The following is a 25,708-nucleotide window of genomic DNA, read 5'->3' on the forward strand; positions in this document are numbered from 1 at the left end:
GCTACTTCAGTCCACCATAACGGCGTGTACGGCGTTGATATTCAGCAACTGCCTGATGCAAATGCTCCTTATCAAATTCAGGCCAATACACATCAGTAAACCACAGCTCACTATAAGCAAGCTGCCATAGCATGAAATTGCTAAGTCGCATTTCTCCACTTGTACGTATAAGCAAATCCGGATCTGGTAACCCACCAGATAACATTCGGCTATCGATTAGATCAGTCGTAATATCTTCCGGTGTCAAAGCCCCTGATTGGATGTCCTTACCAATGCTGCGCATGCAGTCCTCAATTTCTTTGCGCCCCCCATAATTAAGAGCAAAATTCAATATAAGTCCAGTATTGCCCTGTGTCCGGGAAATAGCTTCTTCCATAGCTTTGCGTGTAAATGAAGGCAATGCATCAGTATCACCCATCATACGTACTTGGACATTCTTCTCAATCAGCTCATCAAGCTCAATGGCTAGAAACTCCACTGGCAAGCGCATCAGATAATCGACTTCTTCCTTTGGTCGTTTCCAATTTTCTGTCGAGAACGCATACATCGTCAAAAACTCAACACCCAGTTCGTCTGCAGCGATTGTAGCACGTTTAACAGCCTTCATGCCATTCTGATGACCCACAACGCGCGGCAACCCGCGGCGTTTAGCCCAACGCCCATTGCCGTCCATAATAACAGCCACATGCCGGGGAATGTTATCCGGTGAAATCTCGACTGGCTGTTGCCTGTCTTTACGGCTCAGCCACGCTTGAACCCGTTTGATCATTTCCGTTTCCTCCAAGCTCTTATCAGAAAGAGACAAACCCCACCATTAACGGAGGGGCCTCAAGTCTCTAGAATATCTTTATACTTCCATAATCTCTTTTTCTTTGGATACAAGCACTTTGTCGACCTCGGCTATGAACTTATCCGTTGTCTTTTGAATGTCTTCCTGATGGCCACGGGACTCATCTTCCGAGATACCGTTTTTCTCCATCTTCTTAATATCATCGTTGGCATCACGGCGAATGTTGCGGATCGCTACTTTCGCTTCTTCACCAAATTTCTTCGTCAATTTCACCAAATCCGTCCGACGTTCTTCAGTAAGCGGAGGGATAGAAAGACGAATGATTGTTCCGTCATTAGCAGGCGTTAAACCGATATCCGATTTCATGATCGCCCGTTCAATGTCAGACATCGATGTTTTGTCCCACGGCTGGATTAACAGTGTCCGGGAATCCGGAGTACTGATGTTCGCCAGCTGATTGATTGGAGTAGGGGAACCGTAATATTCAACTTGAATGCGATCTAGCAGTGATGTTGTTGCACGTCCTGCACGCAATGTTGCCAAGTCACGTTTCAGCGATGAAATCGCTTTTTCCATACGCTCTTCGGCATTTTTTTTGACCGATTGTGGCATTAATCTACACTCCCTTTAACAATCGTTCCGATCTTCTCACCGAGAACGACACGTTTGATATTGCCTTGTTCAGTAATGGCAAATACAATGAGCGGTATATTATTATCCATGCATAGAGATGAAGCTGTGGAATCCATAACACCAAGGTTTTTGTTCAGAACATCCATGTAAGTGAGCTGTTCAAACTTCTCGGCTGTGCTGTCTTTAAACGGATCAGCTGAATATACACCATCAACCTTGTTCTTCGCCATCAGAATCACTTCTGCTTCGATTTCTGCTGCTCTAAGTGCTGCAGTAGTATCAGTAGAGAAGAAAGGATTACCTGTGCCTGCTGCAAAAATAACAACACGGCCCTTCTCCAGGTGGCGAATCGCACGACGACGAATGTACGGTTCAGCAATTTGCTGCATCGAGATCGAAGTCTGCACTCTTGTTGGCACATCGATTTGTTCTAATGCATCCTGCAGAGCAAGTGAATTCATTACTGTTGCCAGCATGCCCATATAATCTGCAGTAGCGCGATCAATGCCACTTGCACTACCAGCGATCCCGCGCCAAATGTTACCTCCACCACAAACAATTGCAACCTGAACTCCAAGTTCTACAACTTCCTTGATCTGTTCAGCGATGGAAATAATCATGTCGGCATCAATACCATATCCGTTTTGTCCTGCCAAAGACTCCCCACTTACCTTAAGGACTACTCTCTTAAATACCGGCTGTTCCAAATGTATACCCTCACTTTCTGCAAAAGACGGAACACTACGTGTACGTGTTCCGCTCTTCTGATGCTTGCCCTTATTCAATTCTTCGCATTTATGATAAAGCTGAAATTAATTATTTACTTGTGCCATAACTTCTTCAACAAAGTTATCCACTTTCTTTTCCAAGCCTTCGCCTAGTTCAAAACGAGCAAAACGACGGATCGAGATGTTTTCTCCGATTGTGCTGATTTTTTCGTTCAGCAATTGAGAGATCGTTTTGTCCGGGTCTTTAACGAAGGTTTGCTCAAGCAAGCAATATTCTTCGTAATATTTACCAATACGTCCTTCAACCATTTTTTCAATGATTTTCTCAGGCTTACCTTCGTTCAAAGCTTGAGCTTTCAGGATTTCTTTTTCTTTTTCTACATCTTCTTGTGGAACTTCTTCACGACGAACATAACGCGGGTTTGCTGCAGCGATTTGCATAGCGATATCGCGAGCAAAATCCTTGAAGGAATCTGTTTTACCTACAAAGTCAGTTTCGCAGTTGATTTCTACAAGTACACCAATACGGCCGCCAGCGTGGATGTAAGATTCTACAACACCCTCAGTAGCAATACGACCTGCTTTGTTTGCTGCTGCGGACAGACCTTTTTCACGAAGCAATTCAGCTGCTTTAGTGATATCGTTATTAGCTTCTTCAAGCGCTTTTTTACAATCAAGCATACCAGCGCCTGTTCTTTCACGAAGTTCTTTTACTGCTTTTGCATCAACTGCCATTGTTTATTCCCTCCAGGTAATTGTCGTTTTCTTACATTATTCAAGGCTTTTATCCTAAAAAAAGGGCAGTGAGAGGTTATCCACCTGCCAACCACCCTTTTCATTTAAGTTCTTGTATGTGTTAGTCGCTACTTAAGCAGTAGTTGTGTCTTCGCCTTGGTGAGCTTCAACAACAGCGTCTGCCATTTTACCAGTCAACAATTTCACGGCGCGGATAGCGTCGTCGTTACCTGGAATTACGTAGTCGATTTCGTCTGGATCACAGTTAGTATCAACGATAGCTACGATTGGAATACCCAATTTGCGAGCTTCTGCAACTGCAATACGCTCTTTACGCGGGTCAATGATGAACAACGCGCTTGGTAGACCTTTCATGTTCTTGATACCGCCCAAGAATTTCTCAAGACGATCTTTCTCTTTGCGAAGAAGGATAACTTCTTTCTTAGGTAGAACTTCAAAAGTGCCGTCTTCTTCCCAAGCTTCCAATTTCTTCAAACGATCAATACGTTTTTGGATAGTTTGGAAGTTAGTAAGAGTTCCGCCCAACCAGCGTTGGTTAATAAAGAACATACCGGAACGTTCTGCTTCTTCTTTTACGGAATCTTGTGCTTGTTTCTTTGTTCCTACGAATAGGATTGTGCCGTTGTCACCAGCGACGCTTTTTACAAAGTTGTAAGCTTCTTCTACCTTCTTGACTGTTTTTTGCAAGTCAATAATGTAAATTCCGTTTCTTTCAGTGAAGATATAACGATCCATCTTTGGATTCCAACGACGAGTCTGGTGACCGAAGTGTACCCCAGCTTCTAGAAGCTGTTTCATGGAGATTACTGCCATCTTCACACACCTCCTAAGTTTGGTTTATTGTGTGTCTCCTCCGCCGTGCGTCATCTTTCAGCAAGACTTTCTTCAGAAGAAAGCACCCCTTGTCGAAATCAACCGGCGTGTGTTTTAACACCGTCAATTACTATATCATATTTTATTAGTGTATGCAACGATCATTGAAAACTTATTAATTTTTCTACTATAGAATCTAGACTCTCGTCTTTATTAAAGGTGTAAGAACCCGATTGAATCTTCGTATTGATCTGACGTTGATTGGCGGCTTTAAGAAAACTAGCCTTATCCTTAATGACTTCAGCCTTCTCCAAAATATCTGCTGTTTTTGTCAGTGTGCTACCTGAAGGTATACGAACAACTACCCCTGCATTCGCAGTGGCTTTAGGCTTATCAGGTGCAACAGCAGTTGGTGCAGTAGTGACCTCTGGCTCCTCAATAGTGCCTTCTTTAGGCGTTGAGGGCTCTTTAGGAGGGATAACCTTACTGGGGTTATCAGATACTGTAGGAGATACTACAGGAGCGGGAGAAGCCGCTACTGAAGGCTCAGAAGGTGCCACGTTCTCCGTAATTCCCTCATTAACGCCAGCTGACTTCTGACCTTGAACAGCGTCCTCCAAAGCAGACTCATCCGAAGGAGGTTCAGTAGCTTCGTCAATAACCTTCAAGTTCAATTTCTCAGCACCTTGTATTACCTGTTCCTTGGTGAGTGGAGCCGCTCCACCGGATATCATTAATTGAAGTAATAGGGCGCCTGCAATTAGCCCTGTGCCAAGTCCGAACAAAAAAGAACGGTTCTTCATCATACCGATTCCTCCTGTTTGGCGAGTTGCAGAATCAGTTGCACTTCTCCCCGCTGAAGTCCAGCCGTCTTGGCAATGGAGTCTATCGATTTCCCCTGCTCATGTAGTTCAAATAATCGTGGATATCGCAATTTAATAGAACTAATAGGTTTCGCTTTCACTTCTGGTTGTATTGAACGTATTTCAGCACCGGCAGATGGGTCTCCGATCGCCGAAACCTTAGCATATGAACCCTTCTCAACCGAAACTTCCAACTCTCTTAACCGTTTTTCTTCATTAGTTACTCGGCCCTCTAGTAATAAAGAGCTTTGCTGTAATTCTGTTAATTGATGCTGCAAATCACTAATCTGCCCTTGCATTGCTGCATGATTAGTTTGTGATTGCTGTTTAATGCTGCTGACTAACTGTACTAGCTCTTCATTCTCGCGCTCTATGTCAGCCATATATAGCTCAAGCGCAGCCTCTGTTTCTTTGAGGCTTTGCTGCTCTGCTTTTCCTTCCTTCATACGCGCTGGAAGTAAAAGGGCATAAAGAATAGCGGCGACACCTACTAGCACAATATACACCCATGGTTGCAAGTGCCTTATCTCCTTTAACATATCAAATATAACTACTTATTAAAGACTCAGATCAATGCGCTGTCCTTTGTAAGGATGTTCCGCATCACGAGTACCTGACTTCGAACGTTTCTCCGAAGAAGGATTCCCTCCGGAATGATGATTGCCTTTATCTCCGCCATCGCGTAAAGCAGATTCAGAAGATTCATCCACTTCAGCGCTTCGCATGGTCATTTCCTGGCTTTGTTTCACATTTTGTCCTGCCAGTTGATGCTGATCAATAGCGGGGCGCTGCTGAGATTCATTCTGAATCTTACCCGCTTCCGTAGTCCGAGGTAGTGCAATTTGCAGTTCCACTGGTTTTAGGCTCATCATAACCCTCTTCTCATAAGAAGAAACGATGTTGTCGTCTTTTGAAGACGATAACCGTTTCTCGTAAAAATATAAGGATAATGTATAACGTGAAACTTATACTTTCTTATATTTCAAGAATGGCCGGCCGCTATTGCTGCCCGCCCGATTAATTGTATGGCGTTAAGGATATATCACCTTCACTATAAATAAACACAACTCGTTCTGTGGGGTCCTTTACAAATCGAGTATATCTACCGATCATAATTTTGGATCCGCCATAGATCGTTTTAATCACTTCAACTCTAGCTCTGCCTGTATCTTCTAGCATTCTTTCAATCTCTAGCACACGTTCTTTAATTCTTTTTTCCTCACGTTGATGAGACTGTTTAGTAGCATTCAATTTTACGCGAAGTGCCACTTTATCTGCAGGGAGTTGACCATTAGTTGCCAATTGATTTAATAGATACAACGCTTTAGAGGTTTTGTCCTCATTTTCCAGTAGTTGACGCAGTGATTGCCGCAGCTCGTTAATCTCATTTCTTAGCTCAGGTACTACACCGACCTCAATAGAAGTCGCTGTGGACATGGTATTGCCTATTGTACGTGCTACGACTCTTTCCCCAGACTGTACTGTTCCGCCAACAATCAGACCCTTAGCTCCGTTACAAAGAACGTCTCTGCCCGCACGTATATTGGAGTGCATAATGCTCTGGGATACAATGACATCTTCACCAGCTGTTACATTACCATCTTGAATGAAAGAGACCTTAACATTTTTCCCAGCAGTTACATGTCCTTTGTTATAACCAATAATTCCACCCGTAATTTCGATGGATCCCCCAGAGATTAATTCCGCTCCTTCAACTCCACCAACTACACGAATATCTCCGGCGGACTTTACAGAAAATCCTGAAAGTACGTTTCCTCGAATAACGACGGTACCTACAAAATCAATGTTCCCAGTACTGTAGTCCACATCACCATTCACTTCATACACAGGAAATACATTGATTTTACCGCTATCGGTTAAAGTAACAAGACCGTCAATTGCGGCATACATCGAAGTTTCATTGTTATCAACGAGTACGTTCTTACCTACTTTAAAATGAGCTTCCTTTCCGGCTCTGAAAGCAAGCTCATCACCAGTTACAGTCTTACCATGCTTACCAGGCTGAGCAGGAATAATTCTAGCTATCAGCTTTCCCTTGAGGACGTTACGAAGCCGAACTAAATCCTTATAATCCACCTTACCATCCGCTTTTTCAAGCGGTTTGCGATCCTCTTCCAGATCAACAGTAAGCATAATATGTCCGTCGACTCCATTTACTGCAGGTTCACCTGTAGCAATAGCGACTTTACTCCAAAAAAACTCCTCCGGATGACTACAGATACGTTCAACAATATCACGCTGGACCCCGTAGCGAATATTGTGACTGTGCAGGAAGCTTTCCAATTCTGTAGGTGAGCAGGAAAAATTCTCATCCTTTTTGGAGAACTGCAAATACGCGATCCCTTTGTCATCCGAAAAAGTAATACTTAAGTACTGATCCAAAGCATTTTGACCGATCAATTTTGCTCCCCCTTGTCACCGCTAACGGTTAATCGTTCTGCATAAGTAGATCGCGATTCTTCTCAAGCGTTCCCCTCAGCCGTAAAATAGCCTTGGAATGAAGCTGCGAAATCCGTGAAGGCGATAGTGACATGACCTCTGCGATTTCGCTCAATGATAAATCTTCATAATATAAAAGGGACACAACGGTCCGTTCTTTCACCGTTAATTTCTCAATACCTTTGGTGAGGGCTTCGCGTAAGTAGAATTCATTTACCTTGCTATCCGGATTCTTAGCTTTATCGTCCACCAGTATGGACATTCGGGTCTCTGATTCCTCTTCACGAATCGGGTCTTCCAGTGAACATAGTGACATTACAGCCACATCCTGCAACATATTTTGAAATTCTGTTACACTAATATTCAGGTATAGACTCATTTCCTCATCACTAACGGATCTCAAATACTTCTGTTCCAACTGCTGATAAGCATCCTCGATTTTTTTAGCTTTTTCTCGCACAGATCTAGGGACCCAATCACTTTGGCGTAAGGAATCTAAAATTGCACCACGTACGCGCCAGGAAGCATAGGTCTGAAACTGCAATCCCCGTTTGTAGTCGAATTTTTCAATCGCATCAATTAATCCCATTACTCCATTACTGGCTAGATCATCTTTAGATACATTTTTGGGCAACCCCACAGCCAACCGGCTGGATACGTAATCAACAATATGGAGATAACTCTCTATCAGCTTCTTTTTGGCTTCAGGGTCACTGTGTTCTTTCCACTGTTCCCATAGCTCATCAGTTTCCAATTGAGAAGCTTTACGCTCGTTCAATAGCTTTCACCCTTCCCAAAGTTTAGTCAGAGAGCTTGTCGCGGCGAAACCTGCCTAGTCACAAGCATAAACGCCCCCGGCATCCTTATGAGGAAGTTAGCGTTTATGCGAGAAATATAAGGATAATGTATAAAGTGAAACTTATACTTTCTTATATTTTAAGATAACCGATTCCGCCACAGCGCTCGCTTATTCTTCTTTCAGGTGACGAACGGCCTTGGCCAATTCTTCAGGATCTTTCATAGAGACTAGTTTTGGGGGTGTAAGAGGCTTGAACCCCTCACTGTTCCCACTCCCTTGTCCTGGCTTCGGTTTCAGTAGATTAATTAACTCTTCATCCTCATTAGGGGTACTGATGTCTAGCTTTGCACCAAGTTCTTCTCCCTCAACATCCTGTTCATCCGGAGGCGATGATTGATACACGATAAAACCCAATACCCATCTTAGGAGGAAAGCAAGCAGAAACCAAGTGATAAATCCTAATAGGCTTCGTAATAAACTAGTACCGAGGACATTATTACTGTAGGTTACAAAAAATGTGAATACAAAACCTATCAAACCAAACAGCAAGTTTATAAAAATATTTCCTATCATCTTCATATTTATATTTCCTTAGCGCCTTTTTGCACACTGCGGATGAACAATACACCAGTGTTGCAGGCAATTTCTATCGTACGGCCATAATTACCGCCCGTGTCTTCCGCAATTAACGGAATTTTCAAATGCTCAAGAGCAAGTTTACAAGATTCAACATTACGAGGCCCGATCCTCATGGTGTCGCTCCCCCCGGCAAAGGCAAACATTTGTGATCCTCCTGCCATCTTGGCTACGATCCGACTCCGGACCGCACCAAGCTCCAGCAAACGGGATAAGAGCTCCGGCACTGCAGTATCTGCAAACTTAGCGATGTTTAATTGCCCTTCCCTAGCAATCTCAGAAGTAGGGAGCATCACATGCGCCATTCCCGCGAGTTTTTTTCCAGGGTCAAACAATGTCAATCCCACGCAGGAGCCAAGACCGGTTGTACGAATCAAACTATCCTGGCTTCCAACGTTAAGATCTGCCATCCCTACTTTAATGATGCTTTGTTCTTCAATCATTTTCAAACGGAACTCCTAGCGATTTGAAGATTTTCGGGAATGATTCCGGATCGGGTATAAGGAAAAATTGTCCTTCAATTTCATTTTTCCCCTCAAAAAAGGTAGTATCGATCAACAATGCATCATCACCCATTTGCCCAAATTGCAGCAAACCGTAGCTTAGGATGGCTCCAGCCATATCCATGGCAAGTGCAGGAACTGTTGGATACATAGAAAGTGAAGTAAAGTCTGCAAGAGAAGATAGATACGATCCTGCTAATATATTTCCAATTTCACTCAGCGCGGAAAGCTCCATTTCTCCAAGTTCTTGATCACTCAAAATCTCGATGCCTGCAATGCGACTGAGTAAGTTCAAAGCGGCTTCCGGAGAAAGAATAAAAAACAGGTTGCCCGGAGCTTCTCCCTCCACACGTAAGAAAACTGCATATACTAGTTCTTCAGCTCCACCAACTTTGTCCGTAATCTCTTCAAAGTTGAGAAGCTGTACCTTGGGAACAGCCATATCAATCGGCTTATTCAAGAGCTGTGATAATGCGGTGGCTGCATTCCCAGCTCCAATATTCCCGACTTCCTTAAGCACATCCATTTTAAAATCCTTATAGTGCTTAAATAATTCCACAGGTTAGCCCTCTAGGCTTTCTAATTGAACGATTTCGCCTTTGTTAAGCACTTCTGACAGATTAAGCATGATCAGCAAGCGCTCTTCACCTATCTTGGCCACCCCATCTAAATACTTCGCTTTGATGCCGCCAACAACATCTGGAGGTGTATCGATAGAATCTCTGTTCAAATCTATTACATCATTTGCTGAATCTACAATGAAACCTACTTCCATTTCATTAACAGATACGATAATTACACGCGACTGATCTGTCTGCTCCGCCTCTTCGATCCCAAAGCGACCACGAAGGTCAATCACAGGGATAACAACACCACGTAAATTAATTACACCCTTGATAAAAGAATACGTTTTAGGTACACGAGTTATTGGCATCATGCGCTCAATGGTTTGTACCTTCTCAACTTCGATACCGTATTCCTCTGAGCCTAATTTGAACACTATCACTTTAATATCTTCAGCCATGGAATGAACCTCCCTGTTCTATCCTAGTTATTTAATAAAAGCGTTCGGATCAATAATAAGTGCTACTTGACCATCTCCAAGTATCGTTGCGCCAGATATCCCTTGAATTTCAGGTAAATATTTACCTAGGTTCTTGATAACGATCTCGTTCTGACCAATAAAATCCTGTACCGCCAAGGCCACAAGACGTTCTCCCTTACGTACAACTACGATCTCTGTCTCTTCTTCAGTACTCTCATCATAATCAGGCACCGAAAATAGTCGACTAAGAGATACTAGTGGAATATGAGAATTCCGGAACTCTAACATTTTGTTGCCATGAATCGTACGGATTTGAGTGCTCTTCACGATTCCAGTTTCCACAATAGAGGATAATGGAATGGCGTACTTCTCAGAGCCCAACCGAATAAGCATGGCCGCAATAATGGATAGCGTAAGTGGCAGCTGTACTGAGAAATTCGTTCCTTTACCTGGTGAAGAATAGATTGTTACATTCCCACCGAGGGATGAAATCTTAGCTTTAACAACATCCAGTCCTACGCCACGGCCTGAGACATCAGAAATAACTTCTGCCGTGCTGAAACCTGGTGCAAATAGTAGTTGATAAGCTTCATCATCCGTCATATTTGCTGCCTGTTCTTGCGTAATCACGCCTTTTTTCACAGCAGACTTCAATACCTTCTCTGGGTAAATACCTGTTCCATCTTCCTCAATTTCAATGAAGACATGATTTCCGCTGTGGAAAGCACGTAAATGAACTGTCCCAGTCTCTGGTTTACCAGCAGCAATACGATCAGCAATGGATTCAATACCGTGATCAACCGCATTACGCAATAAATGCACAAGTGGATCACCAATTTCATCGATTACCGTCCGGTCGAGCTCTGTTTCGGCACCCGTTACAATTAGATCTACTTTCTTATCCAGCGACTTTGCTAGATCACGAACCATACGTGGGAACCGGTTAAATACGGTATCTACTGGAACCATCCGAAGCTTCATCACAATATTCTGGAGATCTCCGCTTACTCTGCCCATATGCTCGACGGTTTCCGTAAGATCGCCATTCTGAACCTCTGAAGCCAGCTGCTCTAAACGAACTCTGTCAATCAGAAGTTCACTAAATAGATTCATTAGCACGTCTAACCGTTCGATATCTACGCGAATCGTACGTGAAGGCGCCCCTCCTGTTTTGGCTGCTCCCGGCTTATTACCCTCATCTTTGGTAGGCAATGGTTTAGATGCTACTGGAGCAGCAGGAGCTGTTTCCTCTACAGTGGCTGTTGCGGCAACCTCTGACACGGCAGCTGCCGATTCTTGACCAAGCATTTTCAAGGATTCTTGATCTAGTGCTACTGCTGTTACTTTATCAATTTCAGACAAATTCATAATCATTGCCTGAATCTGATCAGCGGTTTTTTGGGTTATGTAATAGAGTGAGAAGCTTTGGTCAAATTTCTCTTGTTCTATATCTTGAACGGATGGGAAGGATTTAACAACTTCACCCGAACGTTCGAGCAGATCAAACACCATGTATGCACGTACAGCCTTAAGTTGACAATCCTTTCGGATCGTTACGTCCACATACAATGCATGATGCCCTTCCTGAATCGATTGTTCCAGAACAGAAAATTGGAACTCATCTAAATGAATCGGAGTTTCAGCTGCTTGTGCAGCAGGCGTATTAGCAGCAGAAGCTGCTCCGCTTTCAACCGGAATCTCACCCCGGACGATAGCCTGTAAGGATGAGACAATGGCTGATACATCTGCTTTACCTTCGCCGCCTCTAGTAATATCCTCAACCATAGACTCTAAGGCATCCAAACTTTTGAATAACGTATCAAAAATAAAATCCTGCATGCGCAGCTTGTTATTACGTACAAGATCTAACACATTCTCCATTTGGTGTGTAAGTGAAGCTAAATCTTCAAAGCCCATAGTCGCTGCCATACCTTTTAAGGTGTGCGCAGAGCGGAATATTACCTGTACGATACTAAGATCCTCAGGATTCGCTTCCAGCCCCATCATGCTCTCGTTCAATGACTGCAGATGATCATTCGACTCATCAATAAACATGGATAAATATTGGTTCATGTCCATAGTAGAGCTCCTCCCCTTCGAGTTCGCTTTTCCGTTATTTAACGGCTTGCACTAGCCTTGGAGCAATTTCTTGCAAAGGCAGTACATATTTGACGCACTGCAATTCCACCGCAGATCGCGGCATCCCGTAAACGACGCAGGTCTCTTCACTTTCAGCAAATGTTGAGGTAACCCCTGAGTCATAGAGAGATTTCATCATCCTAGCACCATCACTACCCATCCCTGTCATCAACAACACGTGCCGATCCAGAGATGTGAGTGGAAGCAATGATTCGAATAAAACATCCACTGAAGGTCGGTGGCCATTTCGCGCCTCCTCCTTCGTGAGTACAACTGCATATTGCCCTTTAGATGTTGGGGTAACTTGTAAATGATAGCCTCCAGGCGCAATGTAGGCTGCTCCTTTTCGTAATATCATCCCCTGCTCTGCTTCTAACACTTCTAGCGGACTGAATGTATTCAGACGCTGAGCTAGTGATTTCGTAAAGTTAGGCGGCATATGCTGCACAATGACAATAGGAGCCGGAAAATCCGCTGGAATTTTCTCCAGGAGTACCTTCAGTGCACGAGGTCCGCCTGTAGAACAACCGACAGCAACTAATTTGTGCAAATTCTTGCTACCAACCATTCGATCCGGAGAAAGTCCCGGAGGATCAGAAGATACCTCCACTAAAGACTCTATCACCGGTTTGGGCGGAATGGATTTATTCTCTACTTTAGTCTTTGGTTTAGACTTTTCGATTAACGGTGTTTTAGCAGAGATGATTGGTTTGGTTGCTTTTTTAGGGATAATACTATCTACTGGCTGTTTCCCCCGAGGTTTTCTCATTCCTTCATCTTTGAGAGAAGATTTGAGTGCTGCCTTGGATTTTTCCGGTAACAATCTCGGTGCAGTCGGCAGTAATGGCTCTAAAGGCGTGATGTCAGGCATCCTAAAAGCAGATGCTCGCGCTTCACGTTGCTCTCGAGCCAGCATAGCTTCTTTCATTTGCTCTCTTAGAGATTCCCCTACGACCGTTATATCCTGGGAATTTGATATCGAAGGTTTACGAATGAAATCAAAAGCGCCCCATTCCAGTGCAAGAATGGTTTCCTTCATGCCCTCTTCATTGATGCCTGATAGCATAATCACTGGCAGCGGATCTGACGCCATTATTATTTTCAGCGCTTCCAGGCCGTTCATCTCCGGCATTTCCACATCCATAGTAACTAGATCCGGCCGAAGTTTGTTTATTTTCTCGATAGCCTCGCGACCATTTGTGGCTGTTGCCGTCACCTGAAAGTCAGCGTCATTTTCAATTAAATCGGAAATGATCTTGCGCATAAATGCAGAATCATCAACAACCAAAACTTTATATGGCTTCATATCATTTCCACCTCTGTTCCAGATTCAGAACAATTATTTACTTCGCTTCAACCATTTATGGATAAAGCCTTTAATGCCTTGAACTTTTGTATCTTTTTTACCATCTATGGTCAAATAACTTAGGGCTAGCCGATGTATATCTTTTGCAGCAACACTGTTTGGAAAAGCCAATGAAAATGGCGTCTGCCTTTTGACAGCCTGCACTACATGGGCATCTGAGCTTATATGACCAAGATAGGAAACATCTAATTGTAAAAAACGACTGGCTGCCATACGGATCTTATCACTTGTCACTGATGCTTCTCTCTCATCACCCGCTTGATTCACGATCAGTTTAAAAGAAATCTCCGGATACGTCCGATTCACAACCTTCATTAATGCGTAAGCATCTGTAATAGCAGTTGGCTCTGGTGTTGTAACTACTAGGCAATCGTCCGCAGAAGTTATAAACTTCATCGTTTCCTTAGATAATCCAGCACCTGTATCAAACAAAATATAATCCATGCTGTCCCCAATAAGGGCTATCTGAGCTGTGAAATAATTAAGGTCCGATTCCGAAAGAGAAAACAACTCATCCATGCCCGATCCACCTGCTATAAAAGGAAGCCCGTTCGGTCCTAACTGAATAATCTGCTCAATATCCGCTTCTCTTTTTAACAGATGATATAGGTTATACTTCGCCGATACGCCCATTAACACGTCTATGTTAGCCATGCCAATATCTGCATCAAACAGCAATACCCTCTTTCCCATTGCTTTTAAAGTTAAAGCGAAATTAAGTGTAAAATTCGATTTACCTACGCCACCTTTACCACTACAGACAGTAATGATACGGGCGGATGTTTCCCCTTTTTCAGCTAGTTTAGGCTCCTGACTGGATACAAGCTGTCTCAAGGATTGTGCCTGATCCATCATGATTCACCTGTTCCAAGAAGCATCTCACTAAGTTGTTCTTTGGAAGCCATCAATAAATCGTCAGGTACATTTTGACCATTGGTCATATAAGATAATGTGAGAGGGAAATCATTCAGGACGTTAAAGAGTGGTCCATAACTTCCCGTCTCATCTAGCTTGGTAAAAATAACTTTATCCAGCTTGTACCTGCCGAAGTGCTCTGCAATCAATTTCATATCACGGCTTTTCGAAGTTAAGCTGAGCACAAGATAGGTCTCACTTCTTAATTCCTTCGCTAACAAGCTTTGAAGTTCTGCTACAAGCATATCATTACGATAATTCCGTCCAGCTGTATCCATAATTACAAGATCACAACTCTCCAATCGAAAGAGTGCTCTTTGTAAATCTCCGGGAGATTGTACAACCTCTAGCGGAACATTCAGGATAGCTGCGTATGTACGCAACTGCTCCACAGCTGAAATCCGATACGTATCAGAGGTGATAAAACCAACCTTGCGTCCGTTTTTGAATAGCTGTTCAGCCGCAAGCTTGGCTATGGTAGTAGTTTTCCCTACTCCTGTGGGCCCTGCAATATATACGATTTGGGTATCATGTGCAATTCCATCAGCGATTCGCCCTGACAGGAATCCATCGAGCTGTTCTTTTAAGGACTCCTGAAATTTCTCAGGGCCCCAAGTCCGCCCTTCTTCCGCCCAACGTTCGGAGATATTACTGATCCACTCTTCAACAAGTACAGTGTCCATCTCCTGCTCAATCAAAAGATCTCTAAGCTGCTGGAGACTATCGGGTAATTCTCTTGCCCCTGAAGACTGCCTCGCGATTCGTTCCATCCAAAGCTTCATATCTCTAATTTCACGAAGAACATCATTCTCGAGCGCCGAGGCAACCTCTGGCGTTTGATCTAACCCTAAAGATTCATATAAGGCTGATACTGAGGTAGCTTCATCTGAATTGGATTCAAGCGATTTCTGATCAGGCTCTGGATGTTTGGCTATCGATTCTTTTACATCAATAGCTTCCGACAAGGCAGCGGCGATTTCTGCAAAGGACCGAGGCTCTTCCGGCTTTTCCAATATGACAGTAGAAGCAGATGATGAAGATGCAGCTTTTTGATAGGCTTGCGGGACAGCGCTGCGCGGGATGTTCATCGCAGGCTTCACAGGCTTTTCAGGAGCACTCTCCTTTTGAGCTTTTTCTACAGCCGCTACAACCTCTATTTTTTTCTTTTTAAACAATCCTAAAAATCCGCCAATCTTGATTTCTTTAGTACTTAAAATTACAGCCTCGCTTCCAAGCTCACTGCGAATGGAATGCATGGCGTCAGGCATCGTATCCACCACATAACGCTTCACTCTCATAAATTCACCACTCCGACGCTTTGTATTTCAATGTTAGGCTCTAGTTCGCTATAAGACAGTACAGGAATATCCTGCATGGTCCGTTCAATCACCTGCCGCAAATACATACGAATCGTTGGTGATGTGAGTACAATGGGCTGTTGTCCTGACTGCAGCAGTCGGTTGATCTGTTCACTTAGCCGCTGATAGATCGTTTGAGTCGATGCTGGATCCAATGCCAGATAACTGCCCTGTTCAGATTGCTGCACACTCTCAGAAATTTTCTTCTCTAGGTTAGGTCCCACCGTAATAACTTTCAGAGTCTCTCCAACTTGCGAGAATTGCTGAGTAATCTGTCTGGACAAGGATTGACGGACATATTCGGTAAGAATATCAGGATCCTTGGTGTACGTCCCGTAATCCGCCAACGTCTCAAAGATAGTAACCAAATCCCTGATGGATATTTTCTCGCGCAGCAACTTGGCAAGTACCTTTTGAACATCCCCAACCGCTAATACCGAAGGAATAAGATCATCAACAAGCACAGGATAATTGTCTCTTAGGTTATCCACCAACATCTTAGTTTCTTGTCGTCCTAACAACTCATGTCCATACCGCTTAATCAGCTCCGTCAAATGTGTTGCAACAACGGATGGTGGATCTACTACGGTATAGCCGGACAATTCAGCCCGCTCTTTAACCGATTCGTCAATCCATAACGCAGGAAGTCCAAAGGATGGTTCAATGGTCTCAATACCGTTTATAGATTCATCATCATAGCCTGGACTCATGGCTAAGTAGTGATTAAGTAATAATTCACCGCCGCCGACAGTATTTCCTTTAATTTTTATGACATATTCATTCGGTTTTAGTTGAATATTGTCGCGAATGCGAATAACAGGCACTACAAGACCCATTTCAAGGGCACATTGCCGTCGAATCATGATGATACGATCTAGTAAATCTCCACCCTGACCTGTATCTGCCAAAGGTATAAGACCGTAGCCGAACTCGAATTCAATAGGATCTACAGAGAGTAAATTAATTACACTTTCCGGACTTCGTACCTCTTCAATCTGTTTTTCTTCAACAAGCTGCTCTTCGGCTATCTGTTTTCGATTTAAATTTTGTCCCATACTATAGGCTGCAAAAGCCAGCAAAGCAGCTAGCGGGAGCGTAGTAATCATATGTATAGGTGTAAATAGACCTAGAAAAGCAACAGTAACTGCAACAATATATAACAACTTTGGATAGGACAGTAACTGACCTGTTAATTCTTCTGCCAGATTACCTTCCGATGAAGCTCTGGTAACGATAAGACCTGCTGCAGTCGAAATGAGCAAAGCAGGAATCTGGCTGACTAGACCGTCCCCGATCGTCAATACGGAATAAGTAGATAACGCAGTAGAGAAGTCCATTCCGTGCACAACCATACCGATAATAAATCCACCAATAAGATTGATCAACAGAATAATGATACTCGCAATCGCGTCTCCTTTAACGAATTTACTCGCACCATCCATGGCTCCGAAAAAATCCGCTTCCCGCTCAACATTGCGGCGACGCTCACGTGCCTGTGTTTCGTTAATCATGCCTGCGTTAAGATCGGCATCAATACTCATCTGCTTGCCGGGCATTGCATCCAGGGTAAATCTCGCCCCTACCTCAGCTACACGCTCTGAACCTTTAGTAATAACAATAAACTGAACGACTACCAAAATCAGAAACACGATAAATCCAACGGCAATTTGTCCGCCGGCGATCCAGCTACCGAAAGTAGATACCACGGAACCGGCATCTGCATAAGTCAGGATCAATTTCGTTGTCGAAATATTTAGTGAAAGACGAAACAATGTCGTAACAAGCAATAATGAAGGGAAAATTGAAAATTCGAGTGCATTCTTCGTGTTCATAGCCACTAGTATGATAATTAATGCTATAGAGATATTAATAACTAGCAAAACGTCCAAAAGCCAGGACGGGATAGGCAGAATCATCATAAGCACGATACCGATGATGCCTAGCAAAACTGTTAAATCTTTAGCTTTCAATGTCCTAACCCCCCGCCTTATTTCCTCTTACCTTTAAGTTTATATACATATGCCAGCACTTCAGCTACAGCCTGAAACAGATCATTTGGAACGACATCTCCAATTTCTGCTCTTTGGAATAATGCCCGTGCCAGCGGTTTGTTTTCCATAGTCACGACGCCATGCTCTTTAGCCAGCTCCCGAATACGAAGTGCTACATAATCCTGCCCTTTTGCAATAATCTGTGGCGCCTCCATTTTGGAGCCATCATATTTTAGCGCAACAGCAAAGTGAGTTGGATTCGTAATAATTACATCCGCGTTAGGAACTTCCTGCATCATACGCTGCATGGCCATTCTGCGTTGGCGTTCCCTGATCTTACCTTTAATTAGAGGGTCACCCTCCATTTTCTTGTATTCATCCTTAATATCCTGCTTAGACATTTTCAGGCTTTTTTCGTGCTCGTACTTCTGATACATAAAATCTAGAATAGCCATAATTAGCAGGGCAACCCCGATTTTCAGTCCAAGACTCATCGTCAGCTTGGCCGCAAACTTAAAAATCCCCTCCGCACTGATATGCGACAGGGATGCAAAGTTCTTCTTTTCTCCCCATAAAGTGCTATATACCAGATAAGAAATAATTAGAAGCTTAAATATTGATTTCAGGAATTCTACAAACGAACGCATAGAGAAAATATTTTTGAATCCTTTTATCGGATTAATCTTACTGAATTTAGGAGTAATCCCCTCTCCTGTAGCCATAAAGCCCACCTGCGCCAAGTTGGAAACAAGTGCCATAACAAACGTAATTCCAAGTAATGGGGCTAGCAAAATCAAGATTTGCAAGCCATACTGATTAAATAGCAACGTTATATTCTCAGGTGTAACATCCAGCATCATTCGATTCTGAAAAACGTCCGTGTATAGCTTCATAAAACGCTCTTTCATAAAACCACCAAACATCATCAAGCTAACTACCGCAGCTAGCAATACAACCGCACCAGACAGCTCAGCACTTTTGGCTACTTGGCCTTTTTTACGAGCATCCTGCCGTTTCTTCGGGGTTGCTTTTTCCGTCTTTTCACCGGCGAAGAGTTGAAGATCTAGTCTATAACGCTTCGTCTTAGGCATAATACTCTCCCCTTACGGTCACCTACGGCTTCTTCCCCATGAGACCCAGTAAATTCTCCATGGATTCGAACATGATTTCGAAGAGATTCTGAAACAACACAGCCAGACCTGGCATCAGCACTAAAAGAAGTGCAATGCCTATGATGATTTTTAGCGGAACCCCTATAACGAATACATTATATTGCGGAGCCGTTCTCGCCAAAAAAGCAAGACCAACATCGGTCAGAAACAGTGCAGTCACTAATGGAGCCGACATCTGAAAAGCTAATACAAACGACTGCGCAAATGTTCGGACCAGAAACTCTGACAAACTACCATCAACCATGCGTAGAAATAAATCATTATTCATAGGAATCCATTTATAGCTGTACACAATGGCATCTAGTAAATGGTGATGTCCATTCATGCTCAAAAACATTAGCAGGGCTATCATATATTTGAAATTACCGAGAATAGGTGCTGACGTTCCTGTCATAGGATCTATGACGTTGGCAATACCGAAACCAATCTGAATATCAATGAAAGAACCTGCTGTCTGTATCGCCATAAACATCAAATATCCAATGAAACCTAGCAATAAACCTATTAATACTTCTCTCATAATCAGCAAAATATAACTAAAATCCTGCGGAATCGTAATCCCTGTTCCATTAGCACTAAAGACTACCAATGCTACAAAAAAAGATATGCCTATCTTAAAAGTTGTCGGTACCCCTTGAGAAGAAAATACAGGAACGACAACAAAAAAGGCTGTAATTCGACAAAAAATAAGCAAAAAGACGGGTAAACTTTGCAATAAGGTATCCATGTTCATTGGTTAACCAATATACATGTAGAGATTTCCTAGAATTTGGCTAGTAAAGTCAATTAGCTTCGTGATGATCCACGGCCCAAATAGCAATAAAGCCAGCAGTACTGCGACGATTTTTGGAACAAACGCTAGCGTCTGTTCCTGAATCTGTGTCGTAGCTTGAAAGATACTGATTATTAGCCCTACCACCAGACCAAGAATCAGCATGGGAGCGCTGACTTCCAGCACTAAATATACGGCTTGGCTTGCTAGACCGATAATAAACTCCGTACTCAATCCTCATGCCTCCTCTTAAGGTCAGGTGTTAAAACTAAGAAGTAGTGATTTAATGACTAAGTACCAGCCGTCTACCAGTACAAAGAGCATAATTTTAAAAGGTAATGAAATCATGACCGGGGGAAGCATCATCATTCCCATGGCCATCAGCGTACTCGCCACAACAATATCAATAATCAGAAATGGAATGAAAATTAAGAAGCCCATTGTAAAAGCTTTTTTCAATTCTCCAATTGCGAAAGCTGGCACCATCACCGTCAGTGGAATATCACTGTATGTAGCCGGTTTAGCCGATCCCGTATAACCGGTATATTTCATAAATAACAAAAGGTCTTTGGAATTGGTCTGTTTAAACATAAACTCTTTCATCGGATCAGCAGCTTTATCAAAAGCCTCAGTCTGGGTAATCGTCCCCTTCATATACGGCTGTAATGCCGTTTCATTTACTTGCGCCAAAGTTGGCGACATAATAAATAGGGTCAGAAATAGAGCAAGCCCTACCAGCACCTGATTGGGAGGCATGGCCTGAGTACCAAGTGAGGTTCTAACAAAACCGAGCACGATTACAATTCTAGTAAAACTGGTCATAAGAACTAGAAACGCCGGAGCAATACTCAGAACCGTAACGAGAAGAAGAATGGATATGGAACTGGTACCACCGCTTGAACCATCTTCATTACCGACCTGAATATTAACATTAGGTATAGGATCAGCATGTATCGGCCGCATCATGACTATACTAATGAACCCGAACAGCAGAATAGCAAGAATTAGCTTCTTTTTCATAAATTCCTCGACTCATCCTTAGTAGCATCATCCCGGAACAGCTCTTCCATTTTCTCTTTACGCTCTGGTGCAGAACGAAGCTTGGATTGCAGTGTCTCGTAAAAAGATGATGTTTCACTAAGCTCGATTTCTTCTGATGGAACCTCCCCACGCAGCTTAACCTTAACCTTGGCAATAAGCGGTGCGAGAAAATTATTCTGGTTGGAGGACTGATCCTCAAATGCTGCAATGATCAAAGCCACCTCATCTGGATCAGTGACTTTATCCAAGATGGATATGTTCTCACCAATCCCGATTAAGTAAAGGCTGCTTCCCAGTTCAATAACCTGCATCGACTTGTTAGGTCCCAGCCCTACAGCACCAAGCGTCCGAATGGAGCGCCCGCTCATAAAGGTCTGATTACGACGTCCAAGAAAACGGATCAGCAGCACAATAAGTACAATGATTACCGCAAGGACAATAATAACGTTAAGCAAATTCAGCAGGGTGTTATTGCTACCGAGCGGTTCTGAATTGACGGGCATGTCTTTTTCCTACACACCCAACGTCTTGTTGATAGCTTCGATAACGCGGTCTGCCTGGAAAGGCTTCACAATAAAGTCCTTCGCTCCCGCTTGAATAGCATCGATTACCATAGCCTGCTGGCCCATGGCTGAACACATGATGACCTTAGCAGCCGGATCTACTTTCTTGATTTCTTTCAGGGCGGCGATTCCGTCCATCTCAGGCATAGTAATATCCATCGTGATGAGGTCCGGACGCAGTTCCTTGAATTTTTCTATCGCTTGAGAACCGTCCTGAGCTTCGCCCACTACTTCAAATCCGTTTTTCGACAAAATGTCACGGATCATCATTCTCATAAATGCTGCATCGTCCACGATTAGAATTCGGTTAGCCATTTTTACAAAATCCTCCCTAAGTATGCTTATTGTAATTTCTGAATTCGGTCCCACTGGCTGACGATATCCGTAACGCGTACGCCGAAGTTTTCGTCGATAACTACGACTTCACCTTTGGCAATAAGCTTGTTGTTAACCAAAATATCTACAGGCTCACCGGCGAGCTTGTCCAGCTCAATGATCGAGCCTTGAGACATTTCTAAAATATCTTTAATCTGCTTCTGGGTCCTTCCTAATTCTACGGTTACTCTAAGCGGTATGTCCATCAATAAATTTAAATTGTTTTCATCAATATGACCAAAAGCTCCACCGTTAAGGTTAGCAAATTGTACAGGCTGTACATTTACATTGCGATTCGCTTCAGGACTAAGCGGTGGTGTCTGCCCATAAGGCATGCCTTGAGGCGGCATTCCGTAGGGTGGCATCCCTGGCATGCCATACGCCGGCATTCCTGCTGGAGGATAATAATATCCGCCTTCTGGCATTCCTGGATAACCAGGCATCCCCTGCGGCGGGTATGGCGGAGGGGTTTCTCCTGTGGGCTGTGAAGGCGCCTGTTGCACTGGAGGAGCTACAGGAGGCGTCTCTTGAGCTGGCTTAGCAGGAGTCTCTGTCGACGTAACTGCAGCCTCCTGCGCTGCAGGGCTTACATCACCCAGAAGCATCGTCACCATATCCTTAGCAAACTGGACAGGCAAGAGCTGCATAATAGTAGAATCTATTAAATCTCCTATCTTAAGTCGGAACGAAATCCGAATTAAGGTTTCGTCATTGGGTAAGCTGCCAACACCTTCACCGCTGGACATGTTCAGAATGTCGATACCCGGAGGCGAAATATTAACAAATCGATTGAAGATAGTAGACATTGATGTGGCAGAAGAACCCATCATTTGGTTCATAGCTTCCTGCACAGCACTAATGTGGATTTCATTCAATTCTTCATCTTTAGGTTCGCCTTCTCCACCAAGCATTAAATCTGCGATAACCTGTGCATCCCTAATTTTAATAACAAGTGAGTTAATACCCTGAAATCCATCAACATATTCCACGTGTACAGCTACATGCGGCTTAGGAAAGGCCACTTCAAACTCCCCTCGTGTAATGATGGAAACTTGAGGGGTTGTAATATCAACCTTTTTCCCCAGTAATGTGGAAAGAGCTGTAGCTGCACTGCCAAACGTTATATTACCGATTTCACCCAAAGCATCCTGTTCAAACGGTGTTAAATAGTCATTTACCGTTTTCTCTGAAGGAGCCAATGAGCCTTCCGCAGATTGTCTCAGAAGGGCGTCGATTTCTTCTTGGGATAAATAATCTTTACTCGTCAAATTCTTCAACTCCTTCACTGACAATCTCGTCTATTTGCACGGCTACCCGGTCCTTCACCATTCCAGGACTTCCGATGAACTTAAGCTTCTCCCCTACCTTAATCGAGAGTCCAGAATCTACATTCCTGTTTAGTGAGATCACGTCACCGACGCTAAGCCCAAGAAACTCAGATATAGATAAGCTCGATTCTCCCAGTTCAGCGACAATCGGCAGTTTCGCCTTATGAACTCTAGCCTTAATGGCTTCAAGTTCATCTGCATCCCGCGTCTTCTTCTCTGTTACAAACCATTGGTGAACAGATAGTCTAGACATTATTGGTTCCAGAACGACGTGCGGTATGCAAAGATTAATCATACCTGTTGTATCTCCAATTTTGGTGCTTAACGAGATTAATGCAATGGTCTCATTGGGCGATACAATTTGCATGAACTGTGGGTTCGTTTCGAGCGCTTCCATGCGCGGATGGATATCCAGCACAGTCTTCCAAGCTTCCTGCAAGCTCTCAAAACATCTGCTGAAGATACGCTCCATAATCGTTGTTTCGATTTCAGTTAAAGCATTAATCTTAGATGGTGCAGTCCCAAAACCGCCCAGCAATCTGTCCAGCATAGCGAAAGCGATGTTTGGATGAACTTCCATTACCATTCGACCTTCTAAAGGTTCGGCTTCAAAAATGTTCAGTATTGTCATTTTCGGAATGGAACGAATGAATTCATCATAAGGGAGCTGCTCTACTTGAACGACATTAATCTGCACAAAGGTGCGTAATTGGGCTGAAAAGTACGTTGTAAGATAGCGTGCGAAATTGTCATGAATCCTTGTAAGACTACGGATATGATCTTTAGAAAATCGAACGGCCCGTTTAAAGTCATACGATCGGATCTTCTTCTGAGTTTCTTCCTTTTTAAGCTCATCGGCATCCATCTCACCTGAAGAAAGTGCAGCAAGTAGAGCATCTATTTCGTTTTGTGATAGTACATCAACCAATTCAATCACCCCCCTATCAAAGAATTATCATGCCTGAAGCTACATAGAAGCCAAAAGGTATTTGGTGACTTCGATCTGAGTGATTTTGCCTTCGGTCAATGTCTTATTGATCAGATTAACAAGCTTGCTGCTAAGCTGGTCTTTGCCATTTGCTCCATTAAGCTCCTCAGGTTTGGTATCTGCAAGCGTTTTGATAATAATCGGTTTGATTTTGATCTCTTTTATTTTTTCGAATGCTTCCTTTGATTTCGCAGAATTCAGTTGGAAAGCGAAATCTATCTGAACGATATAATCGGGATCAGCAAGATTTGTTTTGATATCTTTGATCTCTGCCGTTAATTCGACGATTTCATCAGCAGTTAAATGTTTGGTTTCCACACTTTGAACCGCAGCATTTACATCATTCGTATCATTCGGAAAGATCTTGTCCATTAATAGAAATGCGGCTATCACGATAAGTGTAATCGCAAGTAAAATCGTAAGTAACCATGGCAGCATCTTCTTCATGTTAGCTCCTCCATTGACTGGACTTTAATGGTGGCAGCATATGTGCCTATGTCCCTGTTATAATCCCGGATCTTCGTAATAACTTCATCCGCTTTTTCAAGCACGATCAGTCTTTTTCCGGTTACTAGTGTAATATATGTATCCGGGCTTTCTTCTACCATTTCTACCAGTAGGGCATTGATCCACATCGGTGTTCCATTTAATCTCGTTACCGATATCATAACAGGCCTCCTAACAAAAATAGGGGGAGGGGTATCTCCCCCACGACTCCGCGTTAATCTTTAAAAAAGAAATTAAATTATTGATAAAATTAACGCTTCAGATTAACTACTTCCTGCAGCACTTCATCAGAAGTCGTAATGATACGGGAGTTCGCCTGGAATCCACGTTGCGATACGATCATTTCTGTAAATTCATTCGTAAGATCCACATTGGACATTTCAAGCTGACCCGAAATGATAGCGCCTGTTCCAGTTTCAGTATCATTCGCTGTCGTAGGAACAAGTTCGCCTTCTGCATTCGCATTAAGTGACATCCGGTACAGATTACCACCGATCTTCTCAAGTCCAGATGGATTAGTAACCTTAGCCACTCCGATCTTCACACCTGCTTCAGTCGTTCCATCCGCCATGGTCTGAACAATCGTTCCATCATTGGAAATGGAGAATGCTGTTACATCATCACCCAGTTGAATGGCAGTACCATCGGCATCTAGCACATGAAGTCCGTCAGAAGTAACAAGATTACGTGCAGCATCTACATGAAAATCTCCTGCACGAGTCAAAAAAGCAGTTTCCTGATCCGCAGTAAGCTTCACTAAGAAAAAGCCATCTCCGTCAATACGCAAATCTGTAGGATTGTTAGTAGTTTGAGCACTACCAGCCAAATGGAGTGTATCAATTGAAGCGATACTTACGCCCAGTCCGATTTGTTTAGCATTCACACCACCTTGGGCATCGTCACTAGGAGCTGTTACACCAGAAACGGTTTGACTCATAATGTCCTTAAACATAACCCGTCCTGATTTAAAACCAATTGTATTGACATTGGCAATGTTATTACCGATTACATCAAGCTTAGTCTGAAAGCCTCTCATCCCCGAAACCCCTGAATACATAGATCTTAACATTTGTGTTGTCCTCCCAGATTATAGAGTCCTAATAACTTACTAAGTGAATGGGACCGCGTCAGTCGGTCAGCGGCCGCCTCGGCTTTCCTTTAGGACCA

General features: G+C 43.3%; 30 protein-coding genes. All 30 read right to left on the minus strand.

The genetic code is table 11. From position 1 onward, the window contains the following. Window position 1: 1 nt before the first annotated feature. The 30 genes from MHB64_RS19000 to flgG all read right to left on the minus strand — a co-directional run bounded on the left by MHB64_RS19000 (window position 2) and on the right by flgG (window position 25,610). A complete protein-coding gene (locus tag MHB64_RS19000) occupies window positions 2–769 on the minus strand; it encodes an isoprenyl transferase (RefSeq protein ID WP_094870297.1) in 768 nt (255 codons plus the stop codon). A 78-nt stretch (window positions 770–847) separates the two neighbouring features. Continuing rightward, entirely contained in the window at window positions 848–1,402 is a 555-nt protein-coding gene (frr, locus tag MHB64_RS19005; protein WP_042189424.1) for a ribosome recycling factor, read from the minus strand. Next, window positions 1,402–2,130: a UMP kinase gene (gene pyrH, locus MHB64_RS19010; RefSeq protein ID WP_036688491.1), complete on the minus strand. Its 729-nt coding sequence runs from the start codon at window positions 2,128–2,130 to the stop codon at window positions 1,402–1,404. The genes frr and pyrH overlap by 1 nt, the downstream gene beginning before the upstream one ends. Window positions 2,131–2,235: 105 nt before the next feature. Further along, a complete protein-coding gene (tsf, locus tag MHB64_RS19015; protein WP_042189425.1) occupies window positions 2,236–2,886 on the minus strand; it encodes a translation elongation factor Ts in 651 nt (216 codons plus the stop codon). 132 nt (window positions 2,887–3,018) lie between these two features. After that, on the minus strand, window positions 3,019–3,720 hold the full coding sequence (rpsB, locus tag MHB64_RS19020; RefSeq protein ID WP_094870298.1) for a 30S ribosomal protein S2: 702 nt from the start codon (window positions 3,718–3,720) through the stop codon (window positions 3,019–3,021). A gap of 161 nt (window positions 3,721–3,881) precedes the next feature. Further along, window positions 3,882–4,526, minus strand: a complete 645-nt coding sequence (locus MHB64_RS19025) for an endolytic transglycosylase MltG (RefSeq protein ID WP_341135158.1) — start codon at window positions 4,524–4,526, stop codon at window positions 3,882–3,884. Continuing rightward, window positions 4,523–5,101, minus strand: a complete 579-nt coding sequence (locus MHB64_RS19030) for a hypothetical protein (protein ID WP_341135159.1) — start codon at window positions 5,099–5,101, stop codon at window positions 4,523–4,525. The genes MHB64_RS19025 and MHB64_RS19030 overlap by 4 nt, the downstream gene beginning before the upstream one ends. Window positions 5,102–5,140: 39 nt before the next feature. Then, window positions 5,141–5,452, minus strand: coding sequence for a hypothetical protein (locus MHB64_RS19035; protein ID WP_094870301.1), 312 nt, complete (start codon window positions 5,450–5,452; stop codon window positions 5,141–5,143). 148 nt (window positions 5,453–5,600) lie between these two features. Continuing rightward, entirely contained in the window at window positions 5,601–7,004 is a 1,404-nt protein-coding gene (locus MHB64_RS19040) for a DUF342 domain-containing protein (RefSeq protein ID WP_094874818.1), read from the minus strand. Between the two features lie 28 nt (window positions 7,005–7,032). After that, on the minus strand, window positions 7,033–7,821 hold the full coding sequence (locus MHB64_RS19045) for a FliA/WhiG family RNA polymerase sigma factor (protein WP_042189430.1): 789 nt from the start codon (window positions 7,819–7,821) through the stop codon (window positions 7,033–7,035). A gap of 189 nt (window positions 7,822–8,010) precedes the next feature. Then, window positions 8,011–8,421 carry a hypothetical protein gene (locus tag MHB64_RS19050; RefSeq protein ID WP_256989777.1) on the minus strand — a complete coding sequence of 137 codons (411 nt, stop codon included), beginning with the start codon at window positions 8,419–8,421 and terminating at the stop codon, window positions 8,011–8,013. Window positions 8,422–8,423: 2 nt separating this feature from the next. After that, complete coding sequence (locus MHB64_RS19055; protein ID WP_094869621.1) at window positions 8,424–8,921, minus strand: chemotaxis protein CheD; 498 nt, start codon at window positions 8,919–8,921, stop codon at window positions 8,424–8,426. Beyond that, window positions 8,914–9,507: a chemotaxis protein CheC gene (locus MHB64_RS19060; RefSeq protein WP_371915738.1), complete on the minus strand. Its 594-nt coding sequence runs from the start codon at window positions 9,505–9,507 to the stop codon at window positions 8,914–8,916. The genes MHB64_RS19055 and MHB64_RS19060 overlap by 8 nt, the downstream gene beginning before the upstream one ends. A gap of 36 nt (window positions 9,508–9,543) precedes the next feature. Then, complete coding sequence (locus MHB64_RS19065) at window positions 9,544–10,005, minus strand: chemotaxis protein CheW (protein WP_076285425.1); 462 nt, start codon at window positions 10,003–10,005, stop codon at window positions 9,544–9,546. 27 nt (window positions 10,006–10,032) lie between these two features. Beyond that, window positions 10,033–12,105: a chemotaxis protein CheA gene (locus MHB64_RS19070; protein ID WP_341135160.1), complete on the minus strand. Its 2,073-nt coding sequence runs from the start codon at window positions 12,103–12,105 to the stop codon at window positions 10,033–10,035. 34 nt (window positions 12,106–12,139) lie between these two features. Next, window positions 12,140–13,471, minus strand: a complete 1,332-nt coding sequence (locus MHB64_RS19075; protein ID WP_094869619.1) for a protein-glutamate methylesterase/protein-glutamine glutaminase — start codon at window positions 13,469–13,471, stop codon at window positions 12,140–12,142. 33 nt (window positions 13,472–13,504) lie between these two features. Beyond that, window positions 13,505–14,386 carry a MinD/ParA family protein gene (locus MHB64_RS19080; protein WP_094869618.1) on the minus strand — a complete coding sequence of 294 codons (882 nt, stop codon included), beginning with the start codon at window positions 14,384–14,386 and terminating at the stop codon, window positions 13,505–13,507. Further along, window positions 14,383–15,744 (minus strand): flagellar biosynthesis protein FlhF, encoded by a 1,362-nt coding sequence (gene flhF, locus MHB64_RS19085; RefSeq protein WP_280786405.1) that lies wholly within the window; start codon window positions 15,742–15,744, stop codon window positions 14,383–14,385. The genes MHB64_RS19080 and flhF overlap by 4 nt, the downstream gene beginning before the upstream one ends. Next, complete coding sequence (gene flhA / locus MHB64_RS19090) at window positions 15,741–17,774, minus strand: flagellar biosynthesis protein FlhA (RefSeq protein ID WP_094869616.1); 2,034 nt, start codon at window positions 17,772–17,774, stop codon at window positions 15,741–15,743. The genes flhF and flhA overlap by 4 nt, the downstream gene beginning before the upstream one ends. Window positions 17,775–17,791: 17 nt before the next feature. Then, complete coding sequence (gene flhB / locus MHB64_RS19095; RefSeq protein WP_094875998.1) at window positions 17,792–18,886, minus strand: flagellar biosynthesis protein FlhB; 1,095 nt, start codon at window positions 18,884–18,886, stop codon at window positions 17,792–17,794. 22 nt (window positions 18,887–18,908) lie between these two features. Beyond that, complete coding sequence (gene fliR, locus MHB64_RS19100; RefSeq protein ID WP_042194135.1) at window positions 18,909–19,694, minus strand: flagellar biosynthetic protein FliR; 786 nt, start codon at window positions 19,692–19,694, stop codon at window positions 18,909–18,911. 9 nt (window positions 19,695–19,703) lie between these two features. Then, a complete protein-coding gene (gene fliQ, locus MHB64_RS19105) occupies window positions 19,704–19,973 on the minus strand; it encodes a flagellar biosynthesis protein FliQ (protein WP_036688516.1) in 270 nt (89 codons plus the stop codon). Window positions 19,974–19,994: 21 nt separating this feature from the next. Next, window positions 19,995–20,759, minus strand: a complete 765-nt coding sequence (gene fliP / locus MHB64_RS19110) for a flagellar type III secretion system pore protein FliP (protein WP_042189441.1) — start codon at window positions 20,757–20,759, stop codon at window positions 19,995–19,997. After that, the gene (locus MHB64_RS19115; protein WP_042128914.1) at window positions 20,756–21,283 is read right to left on the minus strand and encodes a flagellar biosynthetic protein FliO; all 528 of its coding nucleotides are present in this window, start codon (window positions 21,281–21,283) and stop codon (window positions 20,756–20,758) included. Before MHB64_RS19115 ends, fliP begins: the two co-directional genes overlap by 4 nt. A 9-nt stretch (window positions 21,284–21,292) precedes the next feature. Further along, window positions 21,293–21,658 carry a response regulator gene (locus tag MHB64_RS19120; RefSeq protein ID WP_036688523.1) on the minus strand — a complete coding sequence of 122 codons (366 nt, stop codon included), beginning with the start codon at window positions 21,656–21,658 and terminating at the stop codon, window positions 21,293–21,295. Between the two features lie 26 nt (window positions 21,659–21,684). Continuing rightward, window positions 21,685–22,986, minus strand: a complete 1,302-nt coding sequence (fliY, locus tag MHB64_RS19125) for a flagellar motor switch phosphatase FliY (RefSeq protein ID WP_094869614.1) — start codon at window positions 22,984–22,986, stop codon at window positions 21,685–21,687. Further along, complete coding sequence (fliM, locus tag MHB64_RS19130; protein ID WP_042189444.1) at window positions 22,976–23,974, minus strand: flagellar motor switch protein FliM; 999 nt, start codon at window positions 23,972–23,974, stop codon at window positions 22,976–22,978. The genes fliY and fliM overlap by 11 nt, the downstream gene beginning before the upstream one ends. 39 nt (window positions 23,975–24,013) lie before the next feature. Continuing rightward, window positions 24,014–24,481: a flagellar basal body-associated FliL family protein gene (locus MHB64_RS19135; protein ID WP_094869613.1), complete on the minus strand. Its 468-nt coding sequence runs from the start codon at window positions 24,479–24,481 to the stop codon at window positions 24,014–24,016. Beyond that, a complete protein-coding gene (locus MHB64_RS19140) occupies window positions 24,478–24,702 on the minus strand; it encodes a flagellar FlbD family protein (RefSeq protein ID WP_042128923.1) in 225 nt (74 codons plus the stop codon). The genes MHB64_RS19135 and MHB64_RS19140 overlap by 4 nt, the downstream gene beginning before the upstream one ends. Window positions 24,703–24,791: 89 nt before the next feature. Beyond that, window positions 24,792–25,610, minus strand: coding sequence for a flagellar basal body rod protein FlgG (gene flgG, locus MHB64_RS19145; RefSeq protein WP_094869612.1), 819 nt, complete (start codon window positions 25,608–25,610; stop codon window positions 24,792–24,794). Between the last annotated feature and the right edge of the window lie 98 nt (window positions 25,611–25,708).

This window comes from Paenibacillus sp. FSL K6-2859, from assembly GCF_038008265.1.
GTDB classification, from domain to species: domain Bacteria; phylum Bacillota; class Bacilli; order Paenibacillales; family Paenibacillaceae; genus Paenibacillus_AQ; species Paenibacillus_AQ nitricinens.

Excerpts from the sequence above, each read along its gene's own strand:
- MHB64_RS19000 (WP_094870297.1), bottom strand. The coding sequence starts at position 769 with ATGATCAAACGGGTTCAAGCGTGGCTGAGCCGTAAAGACAGGCAACAG.
- frr (WP_042189424.1), bottom strand. The coding sequence starts at position 1,402 with ATGCCACAATCGGTCAAAAAAAATGCCGAAGAGCGTATGGAAAAAGCG.
- tsf (WP_042189425.1), bottom strand. The coding sequence starts at position 2,886 with ATGGCAGTTGATGCAAAAGCAGTAAAAGAACTTCGTGAAAGAACAGGC.
- rpsB (WP_094870298.1), bottom strand. The coding sequence starts at position 3,720 with ATGGCAGTAATCTCCATGAAACAGCTTCTAGAAGCTGGGGTACACTTC.
- MHB64_RS19025 (WP_341135158.1), bottom strand. The coding sequence starts at position 4,526 with ATGATGAAGAACCGTTCTTTTTTGTTCGGACTTGGCACAGGGCTAATT.
- MHB64_RS19035 (WP_094870301.1), bottom strand. The coding sequence starts at position 5,452 with ATGAGCCTAAAACCAGTGGAACTGCAAATTGCACTACCTCGGACTACG.
- MHB64_RS19050 (WP_256989777.1), bottom strand. The coding sequence starts at position 8,421 with ATGAAGATGATAGGAAATATTTTTATAAACTTGCTGTTTGGTTTGATA.
- MHB64_RS19055 (WP_094869621.1), bottom strand. The coding sequence starts at position 8,921 with ATGATTGAAGAACAAAGCATCATTAAAGTAGGGATGGCAGATCTTAAC.
- MHB64_RS19060 (WP_371915738.1), bottom strand. The coding sequence starts at position 9,507 with ATGGATGTGCTTAAGGAAGTCGGGAATATTGGAGCTGGGAATGCAGCC.
- MHB64_RS19065 (WP_076285425.1), bottom strand. The coding sequence starts at position 10,005 with ATGGCTGAAGATATTAAAGTGATAGTGTTCAAATTAGGCTCAGAGGAA.
- MHB64_RS19070 (WP_341135160.1), bottom strand. The coding sequence starts at position 12,105 with ATGGACATGAACCAATATTTATCCATGTTTATTGATGAGTCGAATGAT.
- MHB64_RS19075 (WP_094869619.1), bottom strand. The coding sequence starts at position 13,471 with ATGAAGCCATATAAAGTTTTGGTTGTTGATGATTCTGCATTTATGCGC.
- MHB64_RS19080 (WP_094869618.1), bottom strand. The coding sequence starts at position 14,386 with ATGATGGATCAGGCACAATCCTTGAGACAGCTTGTATCCAGTCAGGAG.
- flhF (WP_280786405.1), bottom strand. The coding sequence starts at position 15,744 with ATGAGAGTGAAGCGTTATGTGGTGGATACGATGCCTGACGCCATGCAT.
- flhB (WP_094875998.1), bottom strand. The coding sequence starts at position 18,886 with ATGCCTAAGACGAAGCGTTATAGACTAGATCTTCAACTCTTCGCCGGT.
- fliR (WP_042194135.1), bottom strand. The coding sequence starts at position 19,694 with ATGGATACCTTATTGCAAAGTTTACCCGTCTTTTTGCTTATTTTTTGT.
- fliP (WP_042189441.1), bottom strand. The coding sequence starts at position 20,759 with ATGAAAAAGAAGCTAATTCTTGCTATTCTGCTGTTCGGGTTCATTAGT.
- MHB64_RS19115 (WP_042128914.1), bottom strand. The coding sequence starts at position 21,283 with ATGCCCGTCAATTCAGAACCGCTCGGTAGCAATAACACCCTGCTGAAT.
- MHB64_RS19120 (WP_036688523.1), bottom strand. The coding sequence starts at position 21,658 with ATGGCTAACCGAATTCTAATCGTGGACGATGCAGCATTTATGAGAATG.
- MHB64_RS19135 (WP_094869613.1), bottom strand. The coding sequence starts at position 24,481 with ATGAAGAAGATGCTGCCATGGTTACTTACGATTTTACTTGCGATTACA.
- MHB64_RS19140 (WP_042128923.1), bottom strand. The coding sequence starts at position 24,702 with ATGATATCGGTAACGAGATTAAATGGAACACCGATGTGGATCAATGCC.
- flgG (WP_094869612.1), bottom strand. The coding sequence starts at position 25,610 with ATGTTAAGATCTATGTATTCAGGGGTTTCGGGGATGAGAGGCTTTCAG.